15 protein-coding genes are annotated in these 17,261 nt (G+C 59.9%); 7 read left to right on the top strand and 8 right to left on the bottom strand.

What is annotated here, in order from left to right; genetic code table 11:
• Positions 1 to 193 precede the first annotated feature (193 nt).
• The 3 genes from serS (at position 194) to OHL16_RS17460 (ending at position 2,681) form a co-directional block, all read left to right on the top strand.
• Positions 194 to 1,516 (top strand): serine--tRNA ligase, encoded by a 1,323-nt coding sequence (serS, locus tag OHL16_RS17470; RefSeq protein ID WP_263368465.1) that lies wholly within the window; start codon positions 194 to 196, stop codon positions 1,514 to 1,516.
• Between the two features lie 2 nt (positions 1,517 to 1,518).
• Positions 1,519 to 1,899, top strand: coding sequence for a hypothetical protein (locus OHL16_RS17465; RefSeq protein ID WP_263368464.1), 381 nt, complete (start codon positions 1,519 to 1,521; stop codon positions 1,897 to 1,899).
• Positions 1,900 to 1,976: 77 nt separating this feature from the next.
• Positions 1,977 to 2,681 (top strand): LolA family protein, encoded by a 705-nt coding sequence (locus tag OHL16_RS17460; protein ID WP_263368463.1) that lies wholly within the window; start codon positions 1,977 to 1,979, stop codon positions 2,679 to 2,681.
• Positions 2,682 to 2,815: 134 nt separating this feature from the next.
• Here OHL16_RS17460 and OHL16_RS17455 read toward each other — a convergent pair whose 3' ends face one another.
• Positions 2,816 to 4,231, bottom strand: a complete 1,416-nt coding sequence (locus tag OHL16_RS17455; RefSeq protein ID WP_263368462.1) for a glycosyltransferase family 39 protein — start codon at positions 4,229 to 4,231, stop codon at positions 2,816 to 2,818.
• Between the two features lie 112 nt (positions 4,232 to 4,343).
• Here OHL16_RS17455 and OHL16_RS17450 point away from each other — a divergent pair, with 112 nt between their 5' ends.
• Both OHL16_RS17450 and OHL16_RS17445 read left to right on the top strand, forming a co-directional pair.
• Positions 4,344 to 7,880 carry a polysaccharide deacetylase family protein gene (locus tag OHL16_RS17450; RefSeq protein WP_263368461.1) on the top strand — a complete coding sequence of 1,179 codons (3,537 nt, stop codon included), beginning with the start codon at positions 4,344 to 4,346 and terminating at the stop codon, positions 7,878 to 7,880.
• 21 nt (positions 7,881 to 7,901) lie between these two features.
• Entirely contained in the window at positions 7,902 to 8,318 is a 417-nt protein-coding gene (locus OHL16_RS17445) for a hypothetical protein (protein ID WP_263368460.1), read from the top strand.
• Positions 8,319 to 8,437: 119 nt separating this feature from the next.
• On the opposite strand, the gene OHL16_RS17440 is transcribed toward OHL16_RS17445, so the two are convergent.
• Both OHL16_RS17440 and OHL16_RS17435 read right to left on the bottom strand, forming a co-directional pair.
• On the bottom strand, positions 8,438 to 9,565 hold the full coding sequence (locus OHL16_RS17440) for a ferritin-like domain-containing protein (RefSeq protein ID WP_263368459.1): 1,128 nt from the start codon (positions 9,563 to 9,565) through the stop codon (positions 8,438 to 8,440).
• Positions 9,566 to 9,616: 51 nt separating this feature from the next.
• Positions 9,617 to 9,796, bottom strand: coding sequence for a hypothetical protein (locus OHL16_RS17435; protein WP_263368458.1), 180 nt, complete (start codon positions 9,794 to 9,796; stop codon positions 9,617 to 9,619).
• 68 nt (positions 9,797 to 9,864) lie between these two features.
• Between OHL16_RS17435 and OHL16_RS17430 the strand changes: the two genes are divergently transcribed.
• Positions 9,865 to 10,407 (top strand): DinB family protein, encoded by a 543-nt coding sequence (locus tag OHL16_RS17430; RefSeq protein ID WP_263368457.1) that lies wholly within the window; start codon positions 9,865 to 9,867, stop codon positions 10,405 to 10,407.
• 229 nt (positions 10,408 to 10,636) lie between these two features.
• Positions 10,637 to 11,098, top strand: coding sequence for a hypothetical protein (locus OHL16_RS17425; RefSeq protein WP_263368456.1), 462 nt, complete (start codon positions 10,637 to 10,639; stop codon positions 11,096 to 11,098).
• Positions 11,099 to 11,270: 172 nt separating this feature from the next.
• On the opposite strand, the gene OHL16_RS17420 is transcribed toward OHL16_RS17425, so the two are convergent.
• The 5 genes from OHL16_RS17420 to OHL16_RS17400 all read right to left on the bottom strand — a co-directional run bounded on the left by OHL16_RS17420 (position 11,271) and on the right by OHL16_RS17400 (position 17,200).
• Positions 11,271 to 12,398 carry a ferritin-like domain-containing protein gene (locus tag OHL16_RS17420; RefSeq protein ID WP_263368455.1) on the bottom strand — a complete coding sequence of 376 codons (1,128 nt, stop codon included), beginning with the start codon at positions 12,396 to 12,398 and terminating at the stop codon, positions 11,271 to 11,273.
• A gap of 627 nt (positions 12,399 to 13,025) precedes the next feature.
• Positions 13,026 to 14,177 (bottom strand): trans-sulfuration enzyme family protein, encoded by a 1,152-nt coding sequence (locus OHL16_RS17415; RefSeq protein ID WP_263368454.1) that lies wholly within the window; start codon positions 14,175 to 14,177, stop codon positions 13,026 to 13,028.
• Between the two features lie 92 nt (positions 14,178 to 14,269).
• Positions 14,270 to 15,184 (bottom strand): PLP-dependent cysteine synthase family protein, encoded by a 915-nt coding sequence (locus tag OHL16_RS17410; RefSeq protein ID WP_263368453.1) that lies wholly within the window; start codon positions 15,182 to 15,184, stop codon positions 14,270 to 14,272.
• Positions 15,184 to 16,338, bottom strand: coding sequence for a VWA domain-containing protein (locus tag OHL16_RS17405; RefSeq protein ID WP_263368452.1), 1,155 nt, complete (start codon positions 16,336 to 16,338; stop codon positions 15,184 to 15,186). The genes OHL16_RS17410 and OHL16_RS17405 overlap by 1 nt, the downstream gene beginning before the upstream one ends.
• Positions 16,322 to 17,200 carry a VWA domain-containing protein gene (locus OHL16_RS17400; protein ID WP_263368451.1) on the bottom strand — a complete coding sequence of 293 codons (879 nt, stop codon included), beginning with the start codon at positions 17,198 to 17,200 and terminating at the stop codon, positions 16,322 to 16,324. The genes OHL16_RS17405 and OHL16_RS17400 overlap by 17 nt, the downstream gene beginning before the upstream one ends.
• Between the last annotated feature and the right edge of the window lie 61 nt (positions 17,201 to 17,261).

Here is a 17,261-nt window from a genome sequence, read left to right as displayed (position 1 = left end):
TCTCGTTGTCATTCTGAACGCTTCCTCTCGTTGTCATTCTGAGCGCTTTTTCTCGGTGTCATTCTGAGCGCAGCGAAGAATCCCTGTATTTCGCTTGTAACGCCACCAATGCTCGGGTGCTTCATCCTTCGCGAAGCCAAGGGCGGAAGAGACTCATCCCAACCTTTGCGTCCAACCCGCTAAAATAAAACAAATGATTGATCTAGCCTTCGTCCGGGCAAACCTGCCCGTTGTAGAGGAAAAGCTGCGCGCCCGTGGCATGGATCCCGCCACCGTCCTCGGCGACTTCGCCGCCATCGACCGCGAGCGCCGCGACGCCATTACCCATGTCGAAACGTACAAAGCGCAGCGAAACAGGCTGTCAGAAGAGATTGCCAAACTCAAAAAAGAAAGCAAAGATGTCACCAATCTGACCGAACGAGTTCGCGATATAAAGCTCAAGTCAGAAATCTTTGAAGCCCGCGCCACCGCCTCCGACGAGCGCCTCAAGACCATCCTCCAATCCCTCCCCAACCTCCCGCAGGACTGCGTGCCCATCGGCTCCGACGAGCACGCCAACCGCGAAGAAAAGACCTGGGGAACAAGGCCCGCCTTCGACTTCACCCCCAAACCACACTGGGAGCTGGGTGAGGCCCTCAACATCCTCGACTTCAACCGCGCCGCCAAGATCTCCGGCTCTCGCTTCGTCGTCCACTACGGCCCCGGAGCCCGCCTCGAGCGCGCCCTCGCCAGCTTCATGCTCGACCTCCACATCCGCGACCACGGCTACACCGAGGTCCTCACGCCCTTCATGGTCAACTCCCGCTCGCTCTTCGGAACCGGCCAGCTCCCCAAGTTCGCCGAAGACCTCTTCCACTGCGACGACAAGGGCTCCTACTCCGGCGAACTCCAGGACGGCGACCACTGGCTCATCCCCACCGCCGAGGTCCCCGTCACCAATCTCTTCCGCGACGAGACCCTCGAAGGATCTCAGCTCCCTGTCTCCTTCTGCGCCTACACCCCCTGCTTCCGCAGCGAAGCCGGCTCTTACGGCAAAGACGTCCGCGGCATGATCCGCCAGCACCAGTTCCAGAAGGTCGAACTGGTCAAGTTCACTACGCCCGAGAAATCTGACGCCGAACACGAGGCCCTCACCCGCCACGCCGAGCGGGTCCTCGAGGTCCTCGGCCTTCCCTACCGCCGCATGCTCCTCTGTACCGGCGACCTGGGCTTCAGTTCCTCCAAGACCTACGACCTCGAGGTCTGGCTCCCCGGCCAGGGTCTCTACCGCGAGATCAGCTCCTGCTCCAACTTCCTCGACTTCCAGGCTCGCCGCGCCAACATACGTTACCGTCCCGCCGCGGCCAAAAAATCCGAGTACCTCCACACCCTCAACGGTTCCGGCCTCGCCGTCGGACGCACCTACGTCGCCATCCTCGAAAACTACCAGCAGGCCGACGGCAGCATCCGAATCCCCGAAGCCCTCATCCCATACATGAACGGCCAGACCATCATCACCAAACAGGAGCGCCCCTAACCATGCTCAAAACCCTCCGCTCTTACTTCTGGTGGACCTACGAGCGCGGCTCCATGCACTACGACGTCATGGTCACGCTCATTCTCCTCTTCCTCTTCCTCGGCCCCCGCTTCATCGACTTCAACGACCGCCCCGTAGAGACCGTCGCCCTGCATTCCTCCGAGGTCCTCGTCAAAGAGGCGGGGACCAGCGGCCAGAGCAGCCGCTTCCTCTACCAAATCCGCGCCGACGACATGCAGGGAGCCTCCACCGACGACGAACGCCGCGCCGCCATCCTCCGCGTCATCGAACCCATCTCCGGCGAGGTCACCCTCGAGCGCTTCGAGCCCGTCCGCGACGCGCAGGGCCACATCATCGCCTACGACGCCTGGGTCCTCCGATAAAGAAAAATAAGCAGAGAAGCATTCACGAATCTCAACCCGCCAGGCGCATCAAAAATCCGCAGGGAGCTTTCTAACGAATGCCGATCCTCCGCAAAATCTCCATTGCCCTTCTCGCTGCCACCCTCGCCCCGCTCACCGCGTCCGCTCAACCTAAACCCGGCGAACTCGACGCAGTCATCCGCCAGATGGATACCGCCAGCACTCGCTTCAAGTCCGCCGAGGCCGACTTCCGCTGGGACTTCTACGAACTCGTCGTCAAAGAGACCACCACACAGAGCGGAACCATCTACTTCCTGAAGAACGCAGGCAAGACCGAGATGGGAGCCCAGGTCGCTCCTCCGCAGACCAAATTCCTCGAATACAAAAACGGCCTGCTCCGCCTCTTCGATCCCATCTCTGACCACCTCACCATCCTCACCGCCGGCAAGAACCAGTCCCAGTACGAGAGCTTCCTCACCCTCGGCTTCGGCGGCAGCGGCAGCGACCTGGCCAAGGCGTGGACCATCGCCGATGGCGGTCCCGAGACCCTCAGCGACGGCCACAAGCAGATCGAGACCCGCAAGCTCGACCTCGTCTCCAAGGACCCCAACGTCCGCAACATGTTCACTCACATCACCATCTGGGTCGACCCCGAGCGCGGCATCTCCCTCAGACAGAAGTTCTTCACCCCATCCGGCGACTACCGCACCGCCATCTACACCAACATCCGCTACGACCAGCCCGTCAATGCCAAGCCCTACGCGATCAAGACAGACAAAAAGACCACCGTCGACCGCCGCTAGCCGAGCAACGGCATTTCCTCATTTTGGTTGTCATCCCCCAGCGCAGCGAGGGGATTTGCCTGGGACACGATCGCGGGTGCCCCACGTCTCGCTCCTGGGACGTGGGTGCGATGCTCATACCACCAACCAACCATCTATGCCTCAAGTCTCGATTCCGAGACGTCCCTCACGCCCTCACCCTGCGAAAACACCACCGCCGCCCACACCACAATCACCGGAAAGAACTCCAGCGTATACCGCGGCTCCGAGTTATCCACCGTCAGCAGCAGCGCGCACCGCAGCACGACGAACCCCATCATTGCCCACCCCAGCACAACCTCGCCGCCGAACCCTCTCCGCCGCCACACCCAGAACCCCACGCCCCCCAGCACAAAATACCCCAGGTTCAACCCCGCATACGCCGTTGCGAACGCCGTCTGCGCGTGGTCCTCGCTCCACTTCCACCACTCAAGCTCCACCCCCATCAGCTCCGTGCGCGGCCGCAGAAACATATTCACTACCCGCGCCACAGGCAACGCAACGTAGTAGCGCAGCGGATCGGCCTTAATGCGCTCCTCGGCAAGCGCCTCGAACCTCGCGTCGCGTTCCGCAGTCGGGTTGAAGTTCTGGTTGTACTCCTCCAGCAGCTGCTCCGTCTGCACATACTGCTCCTCGGTATCGAAGGCCCGCGAAGGCAGATTGCCTATCTCGATCGGCGCGCCGTCGTAGTTCCAGTAGACATCCTCGCTCGACGCATAATCGATCGCCCACGTGCGAAACCACCGCTGAAATCCCAGCGGCGCCGGCTCCCCGGGGTCTGTCGCATACCGCGGAGCCAGCGGCTCGAACACATGAAACGTCCTCCAGTTCCTCACCGTCCACGGAGCCAGCGGCAGCACAACGCACAACGCCGCAGCCGCCACCGGAGCCAAAGCCGCCATCCTGCCCTCCGCGCCGTTCTTCTTCCACGCCAGCCACAGCATCGCCGGCACCACTGCCGCCGCCAGCAGTCCCTGCTCCGGCCGCAGCAGCACCGCATAGGCTAGCGCGAACCCCGTCACCCACACCCAGCGGTTCCAGCGTGCGCCCGCCTCGCGCCATCTCTCCAGCCCATAGAAGGCCAGCGCCACACACAGCAAACTCAGCGTTTCAGTCAGCGGAGAAGCGACATAGTTCGCCATGAACGGACACAGCGCTCCCAGCCACAGCGTCGCCATGCCCCCCTTCCCGCCGAATCGCCTGCGCGCCAGCGCCGCCGCCAGAACGCACGTCGCCAGATCGGCCACCGCCTGCACGCCCATCACAGCCGTATAGTGGTCCACCCCGAACACCCGAAAACACAGCAGCAGGAACAGCGGATATCCCGGCAACCGGATCAGCGTCGGAACCGACCCCGCCGCCGTCTGGACATATCCGTACACCCCGTGCAGCATCCAGTTCTTCGCAATATCTCCATAGATCAGCGTGTCGCCATCGATCTGCGCTGCATGCACGATGAACCACACGCGCAGGGCTAGCCCCGCCACGAGAGCCGCCGCCCCCATCCCCATCTGCCTTCGTCGCGATAGCATGCAGATTGCATGATACTTCGTGATCTTCCCACCCCCCTCCGCGCGTTGACTCCCGCAACCCGCCTGCTTAGGATGGGGCTTAGAGCATGCGCGTGGCGGGCGGCCTTTCTCAATGAGTAAACAAGTCTTTTTCGATCCGCAACGCAAGCGTTGGAAACGGCTGCGGCTGGTCTTCGACACCCTGGCCCTGCTCGGCCTCGTCCTCGGCACCGTCTTCATCATCGGCCTCATGCGCATGAAGCCCCTGCCAGAGCTGCTCCTCACCTCGCAGAAGCGCAACTACCGAACGCTCGCTGACAAGCAGAACGCCAGACTCAAGGCCAATCAGAAGCTTCGTCGCTCCGCCCATCGCAAGACCGACATCAAGCCCGCCGACGTCACCCTCAACTCCGGCGAAGGTCTCCGCGCCGCCTACTACGTCGAGGACGACCCCGCCAGCTACTCCTCCCTCAAGCAGCACATCAGCCAGATCGACCTCCTCTTCCCCGAGTGGCTCCACGTCGTCACCCCTGACGGCGCGCTCACCGGCTACACCATCGACAACCGCGCCTACCCCGTCGTCTCGCCCTCCGGCGTCCAGCCCGTCGACCGCGAAGACAAGGTCGCCCGCACCATCGCCGAAAACCACGTCAACCTCGACGTCTTCCCCCTCGTCAACAACTACGACCCCATCAAGGGCCTCTTCATGCCCGAGGTCGGGAAGTTCCTCTCCAGCGACGACGCCCGCGCCAACTTCGTCCACCAGATCCACACCTTCCTCGCCGCCAACCCCAGCTACCGCGGCCTCTCGCTCGACTTCGAGGAGATTCCCGCCTCCGCCCAGCCCGGCTTCCAGGCCCTCGTCGCAGCGCTCTACAACGACTTTCACCCCCGCAATCTCCGCCTCTACGTCAACGTCCCCGTCCACGATGACGACTTCGACATGAAGTTCCTCGCCGATCACTCCGACGGCCTGCTGCTCATGAACTACGACGAGCACCAGACCGACAGTGAGCCCGGCCCCATCGCTTCCCAGGACTGGTTCATCCAGAACCTCAAGGACGTCCTCAAAGTCGTACCCAAGGAGAAGATCATCTGCTCCATCGGCAGCTACGGCTACGACTGGACCACCACCCTCCCGCCGCCTCCGAAGAAGGGCCGGAAGCCCCAGCCTGAAAGAGTCCTCTCCTCCATCCCGCTCTCCACCCAGGAGGCATGGCAGGAGGCCTACGACTCCGAATCCCAGATCGACCTCGACGACGACTCCCTCAACGTCCACTTCGCATACGATGACGAGGACAACCACGTCCGCCACTACGTCTGGTTCCTCGACGCCGTCACCGTCCTCAACGAGATGCGCGCCGCTCGCGAGCTCGGCATCCAGACCTATGCTCTCTGGCGTCTCGGCCAGGAGGACAACTCCCTCTGGAAGATCTGGGACTCGCCCCTCCACGCCGACCCCGTCAACGACCTCATCCACGTCGCTCCCGGCTACGACGTCGACACCGAGGGTGAAGGCGACATCCTCCGCGTCACCCGCAAACCCCAGGACGGCGTCCGCGTCGTCACCCTCGACGACGACAAGACCATCCCCCAGCAATACCGCATGGTCACGCAGGAGTCCATGCACTCCTACCCGCTCTCCTACACCATCGGGCAGTACGGCTACCAGCCCAAAAAGGTCGCTCTCTCCTTCGACGACGGCCCCGACCCCATCTGGACCCCACGCATCCTCGACGTCCTCAAGAAGTACGACGTGCGCGGAACCTTTTTCATGATCGGCGAAGAGGCCGAGAAGAACGTCGGCGTCATGCAGCGCGCCTACCGCGAGGGCCACGAGATCGGCAACCACACCTTCACCCACCCGGACATCTCCGAAATCTCCAAGGGCCAGGCCGATCTCCAACTCAACCTCACCGAGCGCCTCTTCGCCTCCAAGCTCGGCGTACAGCCTCTCTACTTCCGCCCGCCCTACTCCATCGACCAGGAGCCCGACACCAACGACCAGGCCGCTCCCATCGACCGCATCCAGGGCCTCGGCTACGTCATCGTCGGCAACAAGATCGACACCAACGACTGGGATGAGAACCCGCGCAAGATGCCGCAGGAGATCACCAACGGCGTCTTCGCCCAGATAGCCGACATGAACCGCCGCCCCTGGACCCGCGGCTCCATCATCCTGCTCCATGACGGCGGAGGCGACCGCTCCGCGACCATCGCCGCGCTGCCCATGCTCATCACCACCCTCCGCGAGCATGGCTACCAGATCGTTCCCGTCTCCGAGCTTCTCGGCAAAACCCGCGCCGAGGTCATGCCTCCGCTCACCCCGCGCCAACGCTGGCAGGCACGCGCCGACTCCCTCGCCTTCTTCCTCTTCGGCTTCTTTAACAACTTCGTCGTCGCGCTTTTCTTCGTCGGTGACGTCCTCATGAGCGGCCGCCTCATCCTCATCGGCGTCTGCGCCCTCATCGACCGCTTCCGCAAGCGCAAAAACTTCGCCGGCCCCGACTACTTCCCCCGCGTCGCCGTCCTCATCCCCGCCTACAACGAGGAGAAGGTCATCGTCCGCACCGTCCGCTCCGTCATGATGTCGAACTACAAGAACATCCGCATCATCGTCATCGACGACGGCTCCACCGACAACACGTATCGCGTGGTGCGCGATGCCTACCCCGCTGACATCGCCTCCGGCCGTCTCACCGTCCTCACCAAGCCCAACGGAGGCAAAGCCGAGGCCCTCAACTTCGCTCTCAACCAGACCGACGAGGAGGTCTACATCGGCATCGACGCCGACGGAGTCATCGCCCACGACGCCATCTCCCGGCTCGTCCCCCACTTCGCCAACCCGAAGATCGGAGCCGTCGCCGGAAACGCCAAGGTTGGCAACCGCGTCAACCTATGGACCCGCTGGCAGGCTCTCGAATACATCACCAGCCAGAACTTCGAGCGCCGTGCCCTGGACCTCTTCGACGTCGTCACCGTAGTCCCCGGAGCCATCGGAGCCTGGCGCACGGCTCCCGTCAAAGCCACCGGAGGCTACCACGCCAACACCGTCGCCGAGGACGCCGACCTCACCATGAACCTCCTCGAGCAGGGCTACTCCGTCATCTACGAAGACCAGGCCCTCGCCTTCACCGAGGCCCCCATCAACGCAAACGGACTCATGCGCCAGCGCTTCCGCTGGTCCTTCGGAATCCTCCAGGCCATCTTCAAGCACCGCGGAGCCATCACCCGCAACCGCGCCATGGGCCTCTTCGCCCTGCCCAACATCCTCATCTTCCAGATCCTCTTGCCGCTGCTCTCTCCGCTCATCGACCTGATGTTCTTCGCCGGCATCATCAATTACTTCATCGACAAACACTTCCACCCCGACACCGCCTCGGCCGACAGCCTCCACAAGCTGCTCATCTTCTTCCTCGCATTCCTGCTCATCGACTTCGCCGCCTCCGCTCTAGCCTTCGCGCTCGAGCGCAAACACCCCGCCAGCCGCGGCGACGCCTGGCTCCTCGTCCACATCTGGATCCAGCGCTTCAGCTACCGCCAGCTCTTCTCCATCGTCCTCTTCAAGACGCTCAAGCGAGCCATCGACGGCAAGCCCTTCAACTGGGACAAACTAGAACGCACCGCCAAGATGTCCAAAGAAACCGAACAAATCGCCGAACACAGGTAGGTGCTTTACAGGAAAAAATTCATGACACAGCTGTTGCTCAGCTACACAACACTTAGTTTTCTTCTTGTTTCCACTGCCCCAATCGAGCGTAGTAATTCCGAAACTCCGATAGAGACGACTGTTTGCGCTGTTTCTAGTGAGCCCTCGAAATTTGAGGGTAGATTGCTCGAAATTAGGGCTCAGTTCGAAAGTGATGGCATCGAACGAAGTGTTCTCACGGACAAGGACTGTATAAACTTTGGTATCGCGCCGTTATCGCCTAAGCGTTATGTCGGCGAGAGCGCGTTGACTAAAGCCCTTAGCAAGGGCCATCCCGGCACATTGGACAAGACAATAATAGGAACGTTTATAGGGAAATTCAGTTGGCATCCGGATCAGATTCCCAATCGAACTTTGTCGCTACAAGAGGTTCGCAACGTTTCCGTGGTCATGAAATAAAACCTGCCGGTTGCCCATCTTCGGCGCGGTCTTATCGCGCCGAAGGTGGGCAATCGCGCGAAGCGCGATCTGTCTCGCCGTTAGCGAACACACCCGGCAGATTGTCTCGTCACGTATCTTTAGGCTGTCCCGCCAAAGCGCCTGGCGTCATCCGCATCCTCCGCCAGATCTTTCAACAACGTGAAGAACGCGGCCGATTGACCGATAAATAGTCCCATGTCGGTTAGGAATTTGACCACGCCCATGGCAATGCCCTTTGTCTCCGTCGGACGGATAACCGAGCAAGGCGGCAGCTTGCGGCTAATGAATGGGCAAGGCTCAGGCATGATCAGGTTCGTTTGGAAATCCTCACCACCAAACGGCGGAGAATTCAGGTCCGGAAACGTCACCGAGACTTTCGTCACTGGATCCACTGCGGTCAGGGGAGGTGCATTGCCCGCCTTGTCCTGCCAGGTTTGAAAGTGCATCGTCTCCGTGGGCCCAATGCTGATCAGAATTCGCAACACCTCCACGCTGGTCGCTCTCTGAGCAAAAGCGGGGTACAGGGTGGTGCCGCCTTGTTCGATCGTGGCGAAGTGGAAACCGGCAGTATTTGCGATCGCCTGAAGAAAGTTTGGGTCCTTGGTATCGTCATCCGTCCTTGGAATCGCCGTATGCGCTCCCACCGCTAACGTTGGAATCGCCGGCGGAAAAGTAAAGTTCGGATCCAGGTCGGGGTTGTGGGTACTGCTCCGGTAGCGAGTCCACCAACTGGTATCCACTGTCAGCTGCATCAGGTTGGTAATCCATAGTCCTGAGCTGGCGCCTTTCGCCGTGCTGCCCGGCAGGGTCCGGAACTGCTCAAGATTCACCGTGTCGGCTCCCTTCGACGCCAGGTAAGCGTTCAAAAAGTTCTGGTGAGTGAATTCGTCATCGGTGTTGTCATGGATGTACTGAGCCATGTCGGAGTCCAGCTTCGAAAGAGCGGCGGTGTAGAGAGGATTCCCGGTTCCACCCGGGACCTCGCTGTCCTGCACACCCCCGAGTTCGTTGTACTGCCGCCAGAAGTCCGTCTCCAGGATCTCCGCCGCTGCAGCGAACCGAAGCATAGCAGCATCTCCTCGATTGAGACGACCGGGGCGCTCGCCGTTCTCTTCCTGCGCTAAAGCGGAAGGGCTAGTTGCCAGAAGCCCGATGCCAGCGGTTGCGGCCCCCGCTGCCGACAGTCCGTTCTTTACGAACGAACGCCGATTGATTTCGGTTTTCATACTGCTCCACATGTTGTACATATGAGAACCTCCTTGGAAAAAAGCTTGAGCTTACACAACCGAGCCGGTGTCAGCGGCACGTAAAAATGTCGTCATCTCTTTATCTAAATCGAACCATTCCTCCACCTCGCCGTAGTTGTGGGTTGCCTGCTGCGCCGGCTTTCTGGTTTCTCTGGTGCCCCCCTTCGTGCTTTTCGAAGGTGGGCAATCGCGCAAAAGCGCGATCCACATTTCCTCCCCCCCCAACAAATACAATTTAGAGTCTCGGGAGAATTACTCCCACAAAATCGAGGAGCACGATGGAACACAATCTGCAACAAACAATGTCGCTGCTCACACGCACCCCCGCCGCTCTCAATGCCCTTCTGCGCGATCTACCGGAGACGTGGACGTTGCACAACGAAGGTGAAAACACCTGGAGCGCGTTCGATGTCGTCGGCCACCTGATTCACGGCGAACGCACTGACTGGATGTCGCGGGCAAGGATGATATTGCAATTCGGCGATAGCCGGACGTTTGAGCCATTCGATCGCCTGGGACAGACACGCGAGAGTCAAGGCAAGTCGCTGGAGCAGTTATTGGATGAATTTGCCCGCTTGCGGTCAGAAAACCTGCGCGAACTGCGTGCGTTGAACCTACGGCCGGAGGACCTCGAGCTACGCGGACGACACCCTGCCCTCGGAGTAGTCACCCTGTCGCAGCTACTGGCGACCTGGGCAACTCATGACTTAACTCATCTGCACCAGATCTCAAGGATTATGGCCCACCAATACCGCGATGCCGTGGGTCTGTGGAGCGTCTACCTTGGGGTGCTGCAATGTGCCGGCCACAGCTCTTCCTAAGGAACTCTCCAGAGATGCGGTGGCCCCCCTCCAACTCTCAACCAACCACAAAAGCTCGGGTGCGCCCAACCTCCCATATCCCCCAAAAGTGTCATCCCGCGGCCCCAGTTTCCGGCCCGAATCCATCGCCGGCCGCAGTAGCATGGCAGCAGTTAGAAGCCCGCCGCCTGATAGTTGTGCTTCGGCGACTGTTGAATCTCTAACTCTCCTTTAACCATGAGGTGAACAAATGAAACTCCTCCCCGCTAGCCTTCTCCTCCTCGCTGCCTCTGCGACGATTCCCGCCGTCTGCCAGAGCAGTGCCAAATCCAACCTCGTATCCACTGGAGGCGCCACGGCGTCCTCCGCCACCACGGCCTCCGCTACGGAGGCCTCTCAGCCCGCCGAGACCTCCACTCCCGCTGTCAGTGCCGGCGCGCTGCGCTCCGACATCGCGCGGCAGGACAGGGTCATCAAGAACCAGATCGACGCGCAGCAGAGCCTCCTCAAAAAGAACCAGGAGCTCGCGAAGGAGGCCAAGAAGCTCGACGAGAAGAACAAGAAGCTCGCTGAGAAGAACAGGAAGCTCGAAGCCAAGAACCAGGCGTTCAAGGCCGAGAAACAGACCATCGAGGCCAGGAACGCGGACCTCGCCAAGAAGCACGAGGCCATCAAGGCCGCCGAGAAACCGATCGCAGCCCCAGCCAACTAGTTCGTCTGCCCGTGAAGAACCATCAACGGCCCCGTCCCTCATTCCTTGGGACGGGACCTCTCACACCGAAGCGCGGTCCCGACGAGCGCATTTGCGCGTTAGGGTGATTGGGCGAAGGGTGGGAATGTAGAACCTACTCCAGCCACTTCCTGTCCTTGCGTTTGCCTTGCGTCTAGACTCCGCGCTGTGCGTCGTCCGCAGCCTCGGCCAGATTAGTCAGATACCTGAAGAACGCATCCGACTGGCCAGTGAAGAGCCCCATCGCAGTAAGAAACTTGAGCGCTCCCATGGCTGCCCCCGTCGTGTTCGTCGGACGGATTACAGAACATGCCGGCAGGTTGGCGTTGATGAAGGGGCAAGGTTCCGGCATGATCAGGTTGGTCTGGAACATCTGTCTGACCGCATCACCCGTTGATCCGTTGTTAGGATCTTTGCCGGAGTTAAGGTCGGGAAATGTCAGCCCATTGGTCGGGTCGGTGAGCGGCGGCGCATTGCCGGCCTTATCCGAAAAGGTCTGAAAATGCATGCTCTCGATGGGGCCCATGCTGATGAGGAGTCGTAGCACTTCTACGTCTGTCGCCCTTTGTGCCAGCGCCATGCGCAAACTGCCGCCGCCTTGTTCCACGGTCGGGATCTGGAAGGCCGCGGTGTTGGCAATGGCCTGAATATGCTTGTTTGGGTGCAGGTCATCGTCTGTTCTTGGAATGGCGGGGAACTTTCCGTTGTGCAGGTCCGGGACCGCCTGCTCGAACATGGTTGGATTGACATCGGGATTATTTGTGCTGCTCCGATAGCGCGTCCACCAACTGGTGTCCACTGTGAGCTGCATCAGGTTGGTCAGTCGCAGCTTTCCGCTGGATCCCGTCGCGGTGCTGCCCGGTACGGTGCGGAAAGGTTCCAGGTCAATGGCTGCGGCCCCCCTTGAGACCAGGTATGCATTTATAAAACTCTGATGGCTCCTCTCGTCGTCGGTGATGTCATGAATGTACTGGGGGATATTGGGATCGATCCTCCTCAGTCTTTCGGTGTAGATCCGATTGCCGCTTCCTCCTGTCTCTTCGCTGTCGTGGATTCCGCCCAGTTCGTTGTATTGGTCGTAAAAGTCAGCTTCGAGGGCTTCTCCAGCAGCCAGGAACTGCAGAATGGCAGTATCGCCTGCAGTGAGGCCCGCCGGCGCTGCATACGCCGTGGGGCCGCGTGCTAGCAGGCCGGTTCCTATTGCCCCGGCTGCTGCCAATCCTGTTTTCAGAAAACTGCGACGGTTCCGAGGACTGCTGATCACATTTCCGTGATTTTTCATGAGGTTCCTCCTTCAAGAGGTTGAAATGCGGTAGGTATCGCGCACGGCCGATCACTCAGCCGTGGCTATAGGACAGGGCTTTCCCGGCCCCTCTACATAGGACCCACTAAATTTTGCGCGGCGGCCTCTGACGCCCCCAGGAGTACCAACCCCGCGACTAGGCCGGTGGTCATGATAGCCGTGGTCCTTCTTAGCTGGCAAAAGTCTTGGCACCAAGTTTCATTGCAAAGGAGATGGCATGCACTGCCGCGAAGCGGCCACCGCTCTGCCCAAGGCGCAGCCGAAGCGACTGATCTATTGCCCTTTTCTATTGCCCTTTGCCATTGGGAGATCCGATCCCGCATCCGGAGAAATTTTCCACAGGAAATCCTGTCAAGCCCAAAAATCACCCAACCCAAACAAAACAAACCACATCCCCGTGGCAGAGCAGTTTCCCTCAATCCGCTAAAATAGAACCAGACTCAAAAGAAGAAGCCCCGGCTCAACCGGGGCTTTCTCCTTTTAAACGCATAACCTATTCAGCGAGAATACTTTGCGGATAAACCTTTTAGATGGAATATCTTGCAAAACAAGTCCAGGCTTAAACCAAATAAAATGAAGATTTTGCACAAAAAACACGGGGAGGGCCTACCCCTCCAAAGCCTGCTTCAGATCGGCGATGATGTCCTCCGCATCCTCAATTCCGACCGAGATCCGCATCAGCCCATCCGTAATCCCAAGCCGAGCCCTACCCTCCGCCCCAACCGCCGCATGGGTCATCGTCGCCGGATGGCAGATCAGCGTCTCCACCCCGCCCAGCGACTCCGCCAGAAACCCGAGCTTCAGCCGCTGCGCAAACCGGTTCGCATTCTCCAGCGACCCCAGTTCGATCGAGATCATCGACCCGAATCCGCGCTGCTGCCGCTTCGCCAACTCATGCTGCGGATGCTCCTTGAGCCCCGGATAGAACACCTTCTTCACCGCCGGATGCTGCTTCAGGAAATCGGCAACCACACGCCCGTTGGCATCATGCTGCTTCATCCGCACCGCGAGCGTCTTCACCCCACGCAGCAGCAGATAGCTCTCAAACGGCGACAAAATCCCGCCCGTGCACTTCTGCACAAACCGGAACCGTTCCGCCTGCTCCGGCTTCGTGCAAACCAGCACGCCGCCCAGCCCGTCCGAGTGGCCGTTCAGGAACTTCGTCGTCGAGTGCATCACGATATCGGCGCCCAACGCGATAGGCTGCTGCAAATAGGGCGATAAGAAAGTGTTATCGACGCTCAACTCGATGCCCCGCGCATGGCAGATATCTGCCACCGCGCGAATGTCCGTGATCGCCATCATCGGATTCGTCGGCGTCTCGATGTGCACCAGCTTTGTCGCTGGAGTAATCGCCGCCGCCACATTTTCCGCAGCGCTCGAGTCGACATAAGTAAACGTCAACCCGTAATTCGCCAGCACCTGGTCGAAGACCCGCTGCGTCCCACCGTACACATTGTCTGAGCAAACCACATGATCGCCCGACTTCATCATTGTGCACATCGCCGTAATCGCCGCCATGCCCGAGCCAAACACGTGCGCGCTCGTCCCGTCCTCGAGCGAGCACAAGCTCTCCTCCAGAGCATCGCGCGTCGGATTAGTCAGCCGAGCATACTCATGGCCCTTGTTCTTCCCGATCGCCTCCTGCTGATACGTCGAGGTCAAATAGATCGGCACATTCACCGCGCCTGTCAGCTCATCCGGCTCCTGACCATCATGAATCGCCCGCGTCGCAAACCCCATCTTTTTTCCGTGCATATCCCCTCACTTAAAGCAGTCATTCTGAGCGGAGCGAAGAACCCCCGCATTTTTCTCATTGCGCCACGATACGTCGCGGAGCACATCGAAACCTATCCCAACAATCCCTTCGAGAGATACCGCTCCGCCGAGTCCGGAATCACCGTCACGACACGCTTCCCGGGGCTCAGGTCCCGGGCCACCTCCACACACGCGCAGACCACGGCCCCGGCGCTCGACCCGCCAAAGACGCCCGCCTCTGCCGCCAACCGCTTCACCATCTCGAACGCCGGATCGTCCATCACCTGGATAATCCGGTCGCACACCGAGCGGTCGAACGTCACTGGCACAAACGACGCGCCGATCCCTTCCACCCTGTGCGGCCCCGGCTTCCCACCCTGCAGCACACTTCCCTGCGTCTCCACCGCAACATTCAACGCTCCCGGCTGCATCCGCCTCAGAAACCGAGCCACTCCGGTAAAGGTCCCCGCCGACCCCACCCCCGAGACCCAGGCATCCACGCGGCCCTCCATCTGCTCCCATATCTCCACCGCGGTCGTCTGCTCGTGGAAGTCAGGGTTCGCAGGATTCTCAAACTGCAGCGCCGCAAACGCCCCTTCGTTCTCCTGCTCAAACGTCAGCGCCCGCCGAATCGCGCCGGCCATTCCCTCAGCCTCGGGCGTACGAATCACCGTCGCGCCGAGCCCGCGCATCAGCTTGCACTTCTCCTCGGCAAAGTTCTCCGGGACATACAGCACAACCTTGTACCCGCGATTGATGCCAATCAGCGCCAGCCCCACGCCGGTATTGCCCGCTGTCGCCTCTACAATCGTCGAGCCCGGCTTGAGGACGCCGCGGCGCTCGGCGTCGAGGACAATTCCCAGCGCTGCTCTGTCCTTGACGCTCCCACCGGGATTCAAGTACTCCAGCTTGGCCCAGATCTCCGCGCCGCCCTCAGGCTCCAGCGCGGCAAGACGCACCATCGGCGTCTTCCCCACCAACTCTGTAATCGTCTCTGCAATTCTCATCAGGGGCGCGACTCCGGATTGTTCAAGGACGCCTGCCCACTCTCTGCCGCATTTCGATTAATCCGCGGGTAGTACCCGCTCCGTGTTCTCACCGTCAACCTTCCGTAACTCTTTGCCTTCGCATCCACATGCACCTGTCTGTAGCCGCCGAGAGCCGGCGACTTGGTCGAGTGGTACGAGATCGTATATTGCGTCCGAATGTCCTTCGCGACCTCTGACGCAATCTCATCGACCTGATTGATCGACCTTGGAAAGTATGCCTCGCCGCCCGTCTGTTCCGCCAGTGTCTCCAGTACGCGCCGTGCATGCCGCGACTCGCGCTTGTCCGTGTCCTCGCCAAACAGCAGCCCGACGCAGTAGATCACCGGCCCGTCCAGGTCCTGAATCCTCCGTATCGACTGCTCCAGCGACGCACTCGAAGCATTGTCCTCGCCATCAGTAACGATCAGCAATACCTGCTTCGGATGCTTCGCGTTCTTCGACAAGTAATCAGCCGAGGCCACCAGCGCGTCGTACATCGCCGTTCCACCGCTCGACTTGATGTAGCTAAGCCCCTGCTGCAGCTTCCCGATATCGCTGGTGAAATCCTGGTCGATGAACGCCTCCCACGAGAAGTCCACAACAAACGCCTCATCCTCGTGGTTTGAGAGCTTCACCAGGTCCAGCGCGGCCTTCTCCACCGAAGGCCGCTTGTCGTACATCGAACCAGAACTGTCGATCAGAATTCCCAGCGACACCGGCAGATCCTCATGCCGGAACGACGCGATCGTCTGCGGCACGCCATCTTCGTAGACGTGAAACGCGTCTTTGGTCAGGTCCATGATCGACCGCCCGCTTCCATCGAGCACCGTCGCGTTCAGCCTCACCTCGTAGGCGTCCTGACGCAGTGTGTACTTGCCGCCTGCGCCCTTCGTAATCGGCGCCAGCCCCTGCGGCGCGCTCGTCCCCTTCGGAGGAGGCGGCGCCTCAACGTCCGGAGAAGGCACAGGATCGCGGTCCACCGTTAGCGATGGCTGCTGCGGCTGCCCTGCTGGCGCATTCGTTTGAGTTTGTTGCGCCACGCCGATCACAGTCCCGCATAGCAGCGTCGCTACAGATATGAGCCATATCCCGGCTCGCCACTTCGGTTCCGCCTTTTTAGTGCGATGGGGCATAGTACTCCTGCCGAAAATGTGGCTTGATCTTGGATGCACTAACTCCCGGTGCAATCTTTATTTCAACCTTATGCAGCTTTCCGTCTATTTGCGTATGCGTCGATGTATATTGCAGGCTGTATCGACTACGAATATCCCGAGAAATCTCCGCCGCATAGTCCCTCAACTCATCCGAGGTGTCGGGCTCAAAACTGAATCCACCTGTCGCTTTTGTGAGTGCCAGTAGATTTGAGAGGGCCTGCCCGTTTTGCCTTACGTTAACCTTGAGCCCTTGAGGTGGGCTTAGAGAGTAAATCAATGGTGCCCCTGGATATCGCAGTCTTCGTAACAAGTCTGATAGTGTGACTTGGGAGTAATTGTCATCTCCATCCGAAAGAATCACTATTACTTTCCTATACTTCGGAACGTGTGTTTCCATCTGGACAACTGACGCCAGTACTGCATCAAAAACATCGGAAGCGCCTTTAAACTCAGCGCGCTGCAGTGCCGCGTCAAGCTTCTTTGTATCTGTCGTGAATCCCTGCTCTACATAGACTGGGCCCGAGAAACTCATGAGTGCGAACTCGTCTCCCGGATTTGCGGTTGCGATAAGCCGTCGTGCGGCTTCAATGACCTCCTTGCCTCTTTCCTTCATGGAGCTGCTTTGGTCTAGCAGCAGGCAGATCGAGGCAGCGTTATCAGCCTGTTGCAACGTCACGTCAGGCTGTTCGACCCCATCCTCCAGAACCAGAATCTGATTCTTCACTAATCCAATGACAGTTGATTTTCCGCTAATGAACTGTACGTCCTGTCGGAGCTTTGGCCAGTCCGCAAAATCTCCTTGGGCCTTCGCTAGAAGCACCAACGACGTGTTCTTATCCAATTGCGCGCTGCAGATCTGTGGCACTGCAAAAACGGCAAGAATAGCCGCGACATGGAGGAAC

This window comes from Edaphobacter bradus, from assembly GCF_025685645.1.
Taxonomy (GTDB): Bacteria; Acidobacteriota; Terriglobia; order Terriglobales; family Acidobacteriaceae; genus Edaphobacter; species Edaphobacter bradus.
Note: the sequence above shows the minus strand (reverse complement) of the source record. Positions and strands in the feature narration are given on the sequence as shown.

Excerpts from the sequence above, each read along its gene's own strand:
- OHL16_RS17465 (WP_263368464.1), top strand. The coding sequence starts at position 1,519 with ATGCTCAAAACCCTCCGCTCTTACTTCTGGTGGACCTACGAGCGCGGC.
- OHL16_RS17405 (WP_263368452.1), bottom strand. The coding sequence starts at position 16,338 with ATGCCCCATCGCACTAAAAAGGCGGAACCGAAGTGGCGAGCCGGGATA.
- OHL16_RS17445 (WP_263368460.1), top strand. The coding sequence starts at position 7,902 with ATGACACAGCTGTTGCTCAGCTACACAACACTTAGTTTTCTTCTTGTT.
- OHL16_RS17415 (WP_263368454.1), bottom strand. The coding sequence starts at position 14,177 with ATGCACGGAAAAAAGATGGGGTTTGCGACGCGGGCGATTCATGATGGT.
- OHL16_RS17430 (WP_263368457.1), top strand. The coding sequence starts at position 9,865 with ATGGAACACAATCTGCAACAAACAATGTCGCTGCTCACACGCACCCCC.
- OHL16_RS17440 (WP_263368459.1), bottom strand. The coding sequence starts at position 9,565 with ATGAAAACCGAAATCAATCGGCGTTCGTTCGTAAAGAACGGACTGTCG.
- OHL16_RS17420 (WP_263368455.1), bottom strand. The coding sequence starts at position 12,398 with ATGAAAAATCACGGAAATGTGATCAGCAGTCCTCGGAACCGTCGCAGT.
- OHL16_RS17410 (WP_263368453.1), bottom strand. The coding sequence starts at position 15,184 with ATGAGAATTGCAGAGACGATTACAGAGTTGGTGGGGAAGACGCCGATG.
- serS (WP_263368465.1), top strand. The coding sequence starts at position 194 with ATGATTGATCTAGCCTTCGTCCGGGCAAACCTGCCCGTTGTAGAGGAA.
- OHL16_RS17450 (WP_263368461.1), top strand. The coding sequence starts at position 4,344 with ATGAGTAAACAAGTCTTTTTCGATCCGCAACGCAAGCGTTGGAAACGG.
- OHL16_RS17455 (WP_263368462.1), bottom strand. The coding sequence starts at position 4,231 with ATGCTATCGCGACGAAGGCAGATGGGGATGGGGGCGGCGGCTCTCGTG.
- OHL16_RS17435 (WP_263368458.1), bottom strand. The coding sequence starts at position 9,796 with ATGTGGATCGCGCTTTTGCGCGATTGCCCACCTTCGAAAAGCACGAAG.
- OHL16_RS17425 (WP_263368456.1), top strand. The coding sequence starts at position 10,637 with ATGAAACTCCTCCCCGCTAGCCTTCTCCTCCTCGCTGCCTCTGCGACG.
- OHL16_RS17460 (WP_263368463.1), top strand. The coding sequence starts at position 1,977 with ATGCCGATCCTCCGCAAAATCTCCATTGCCCTTCTCGCTGCCACCCTC.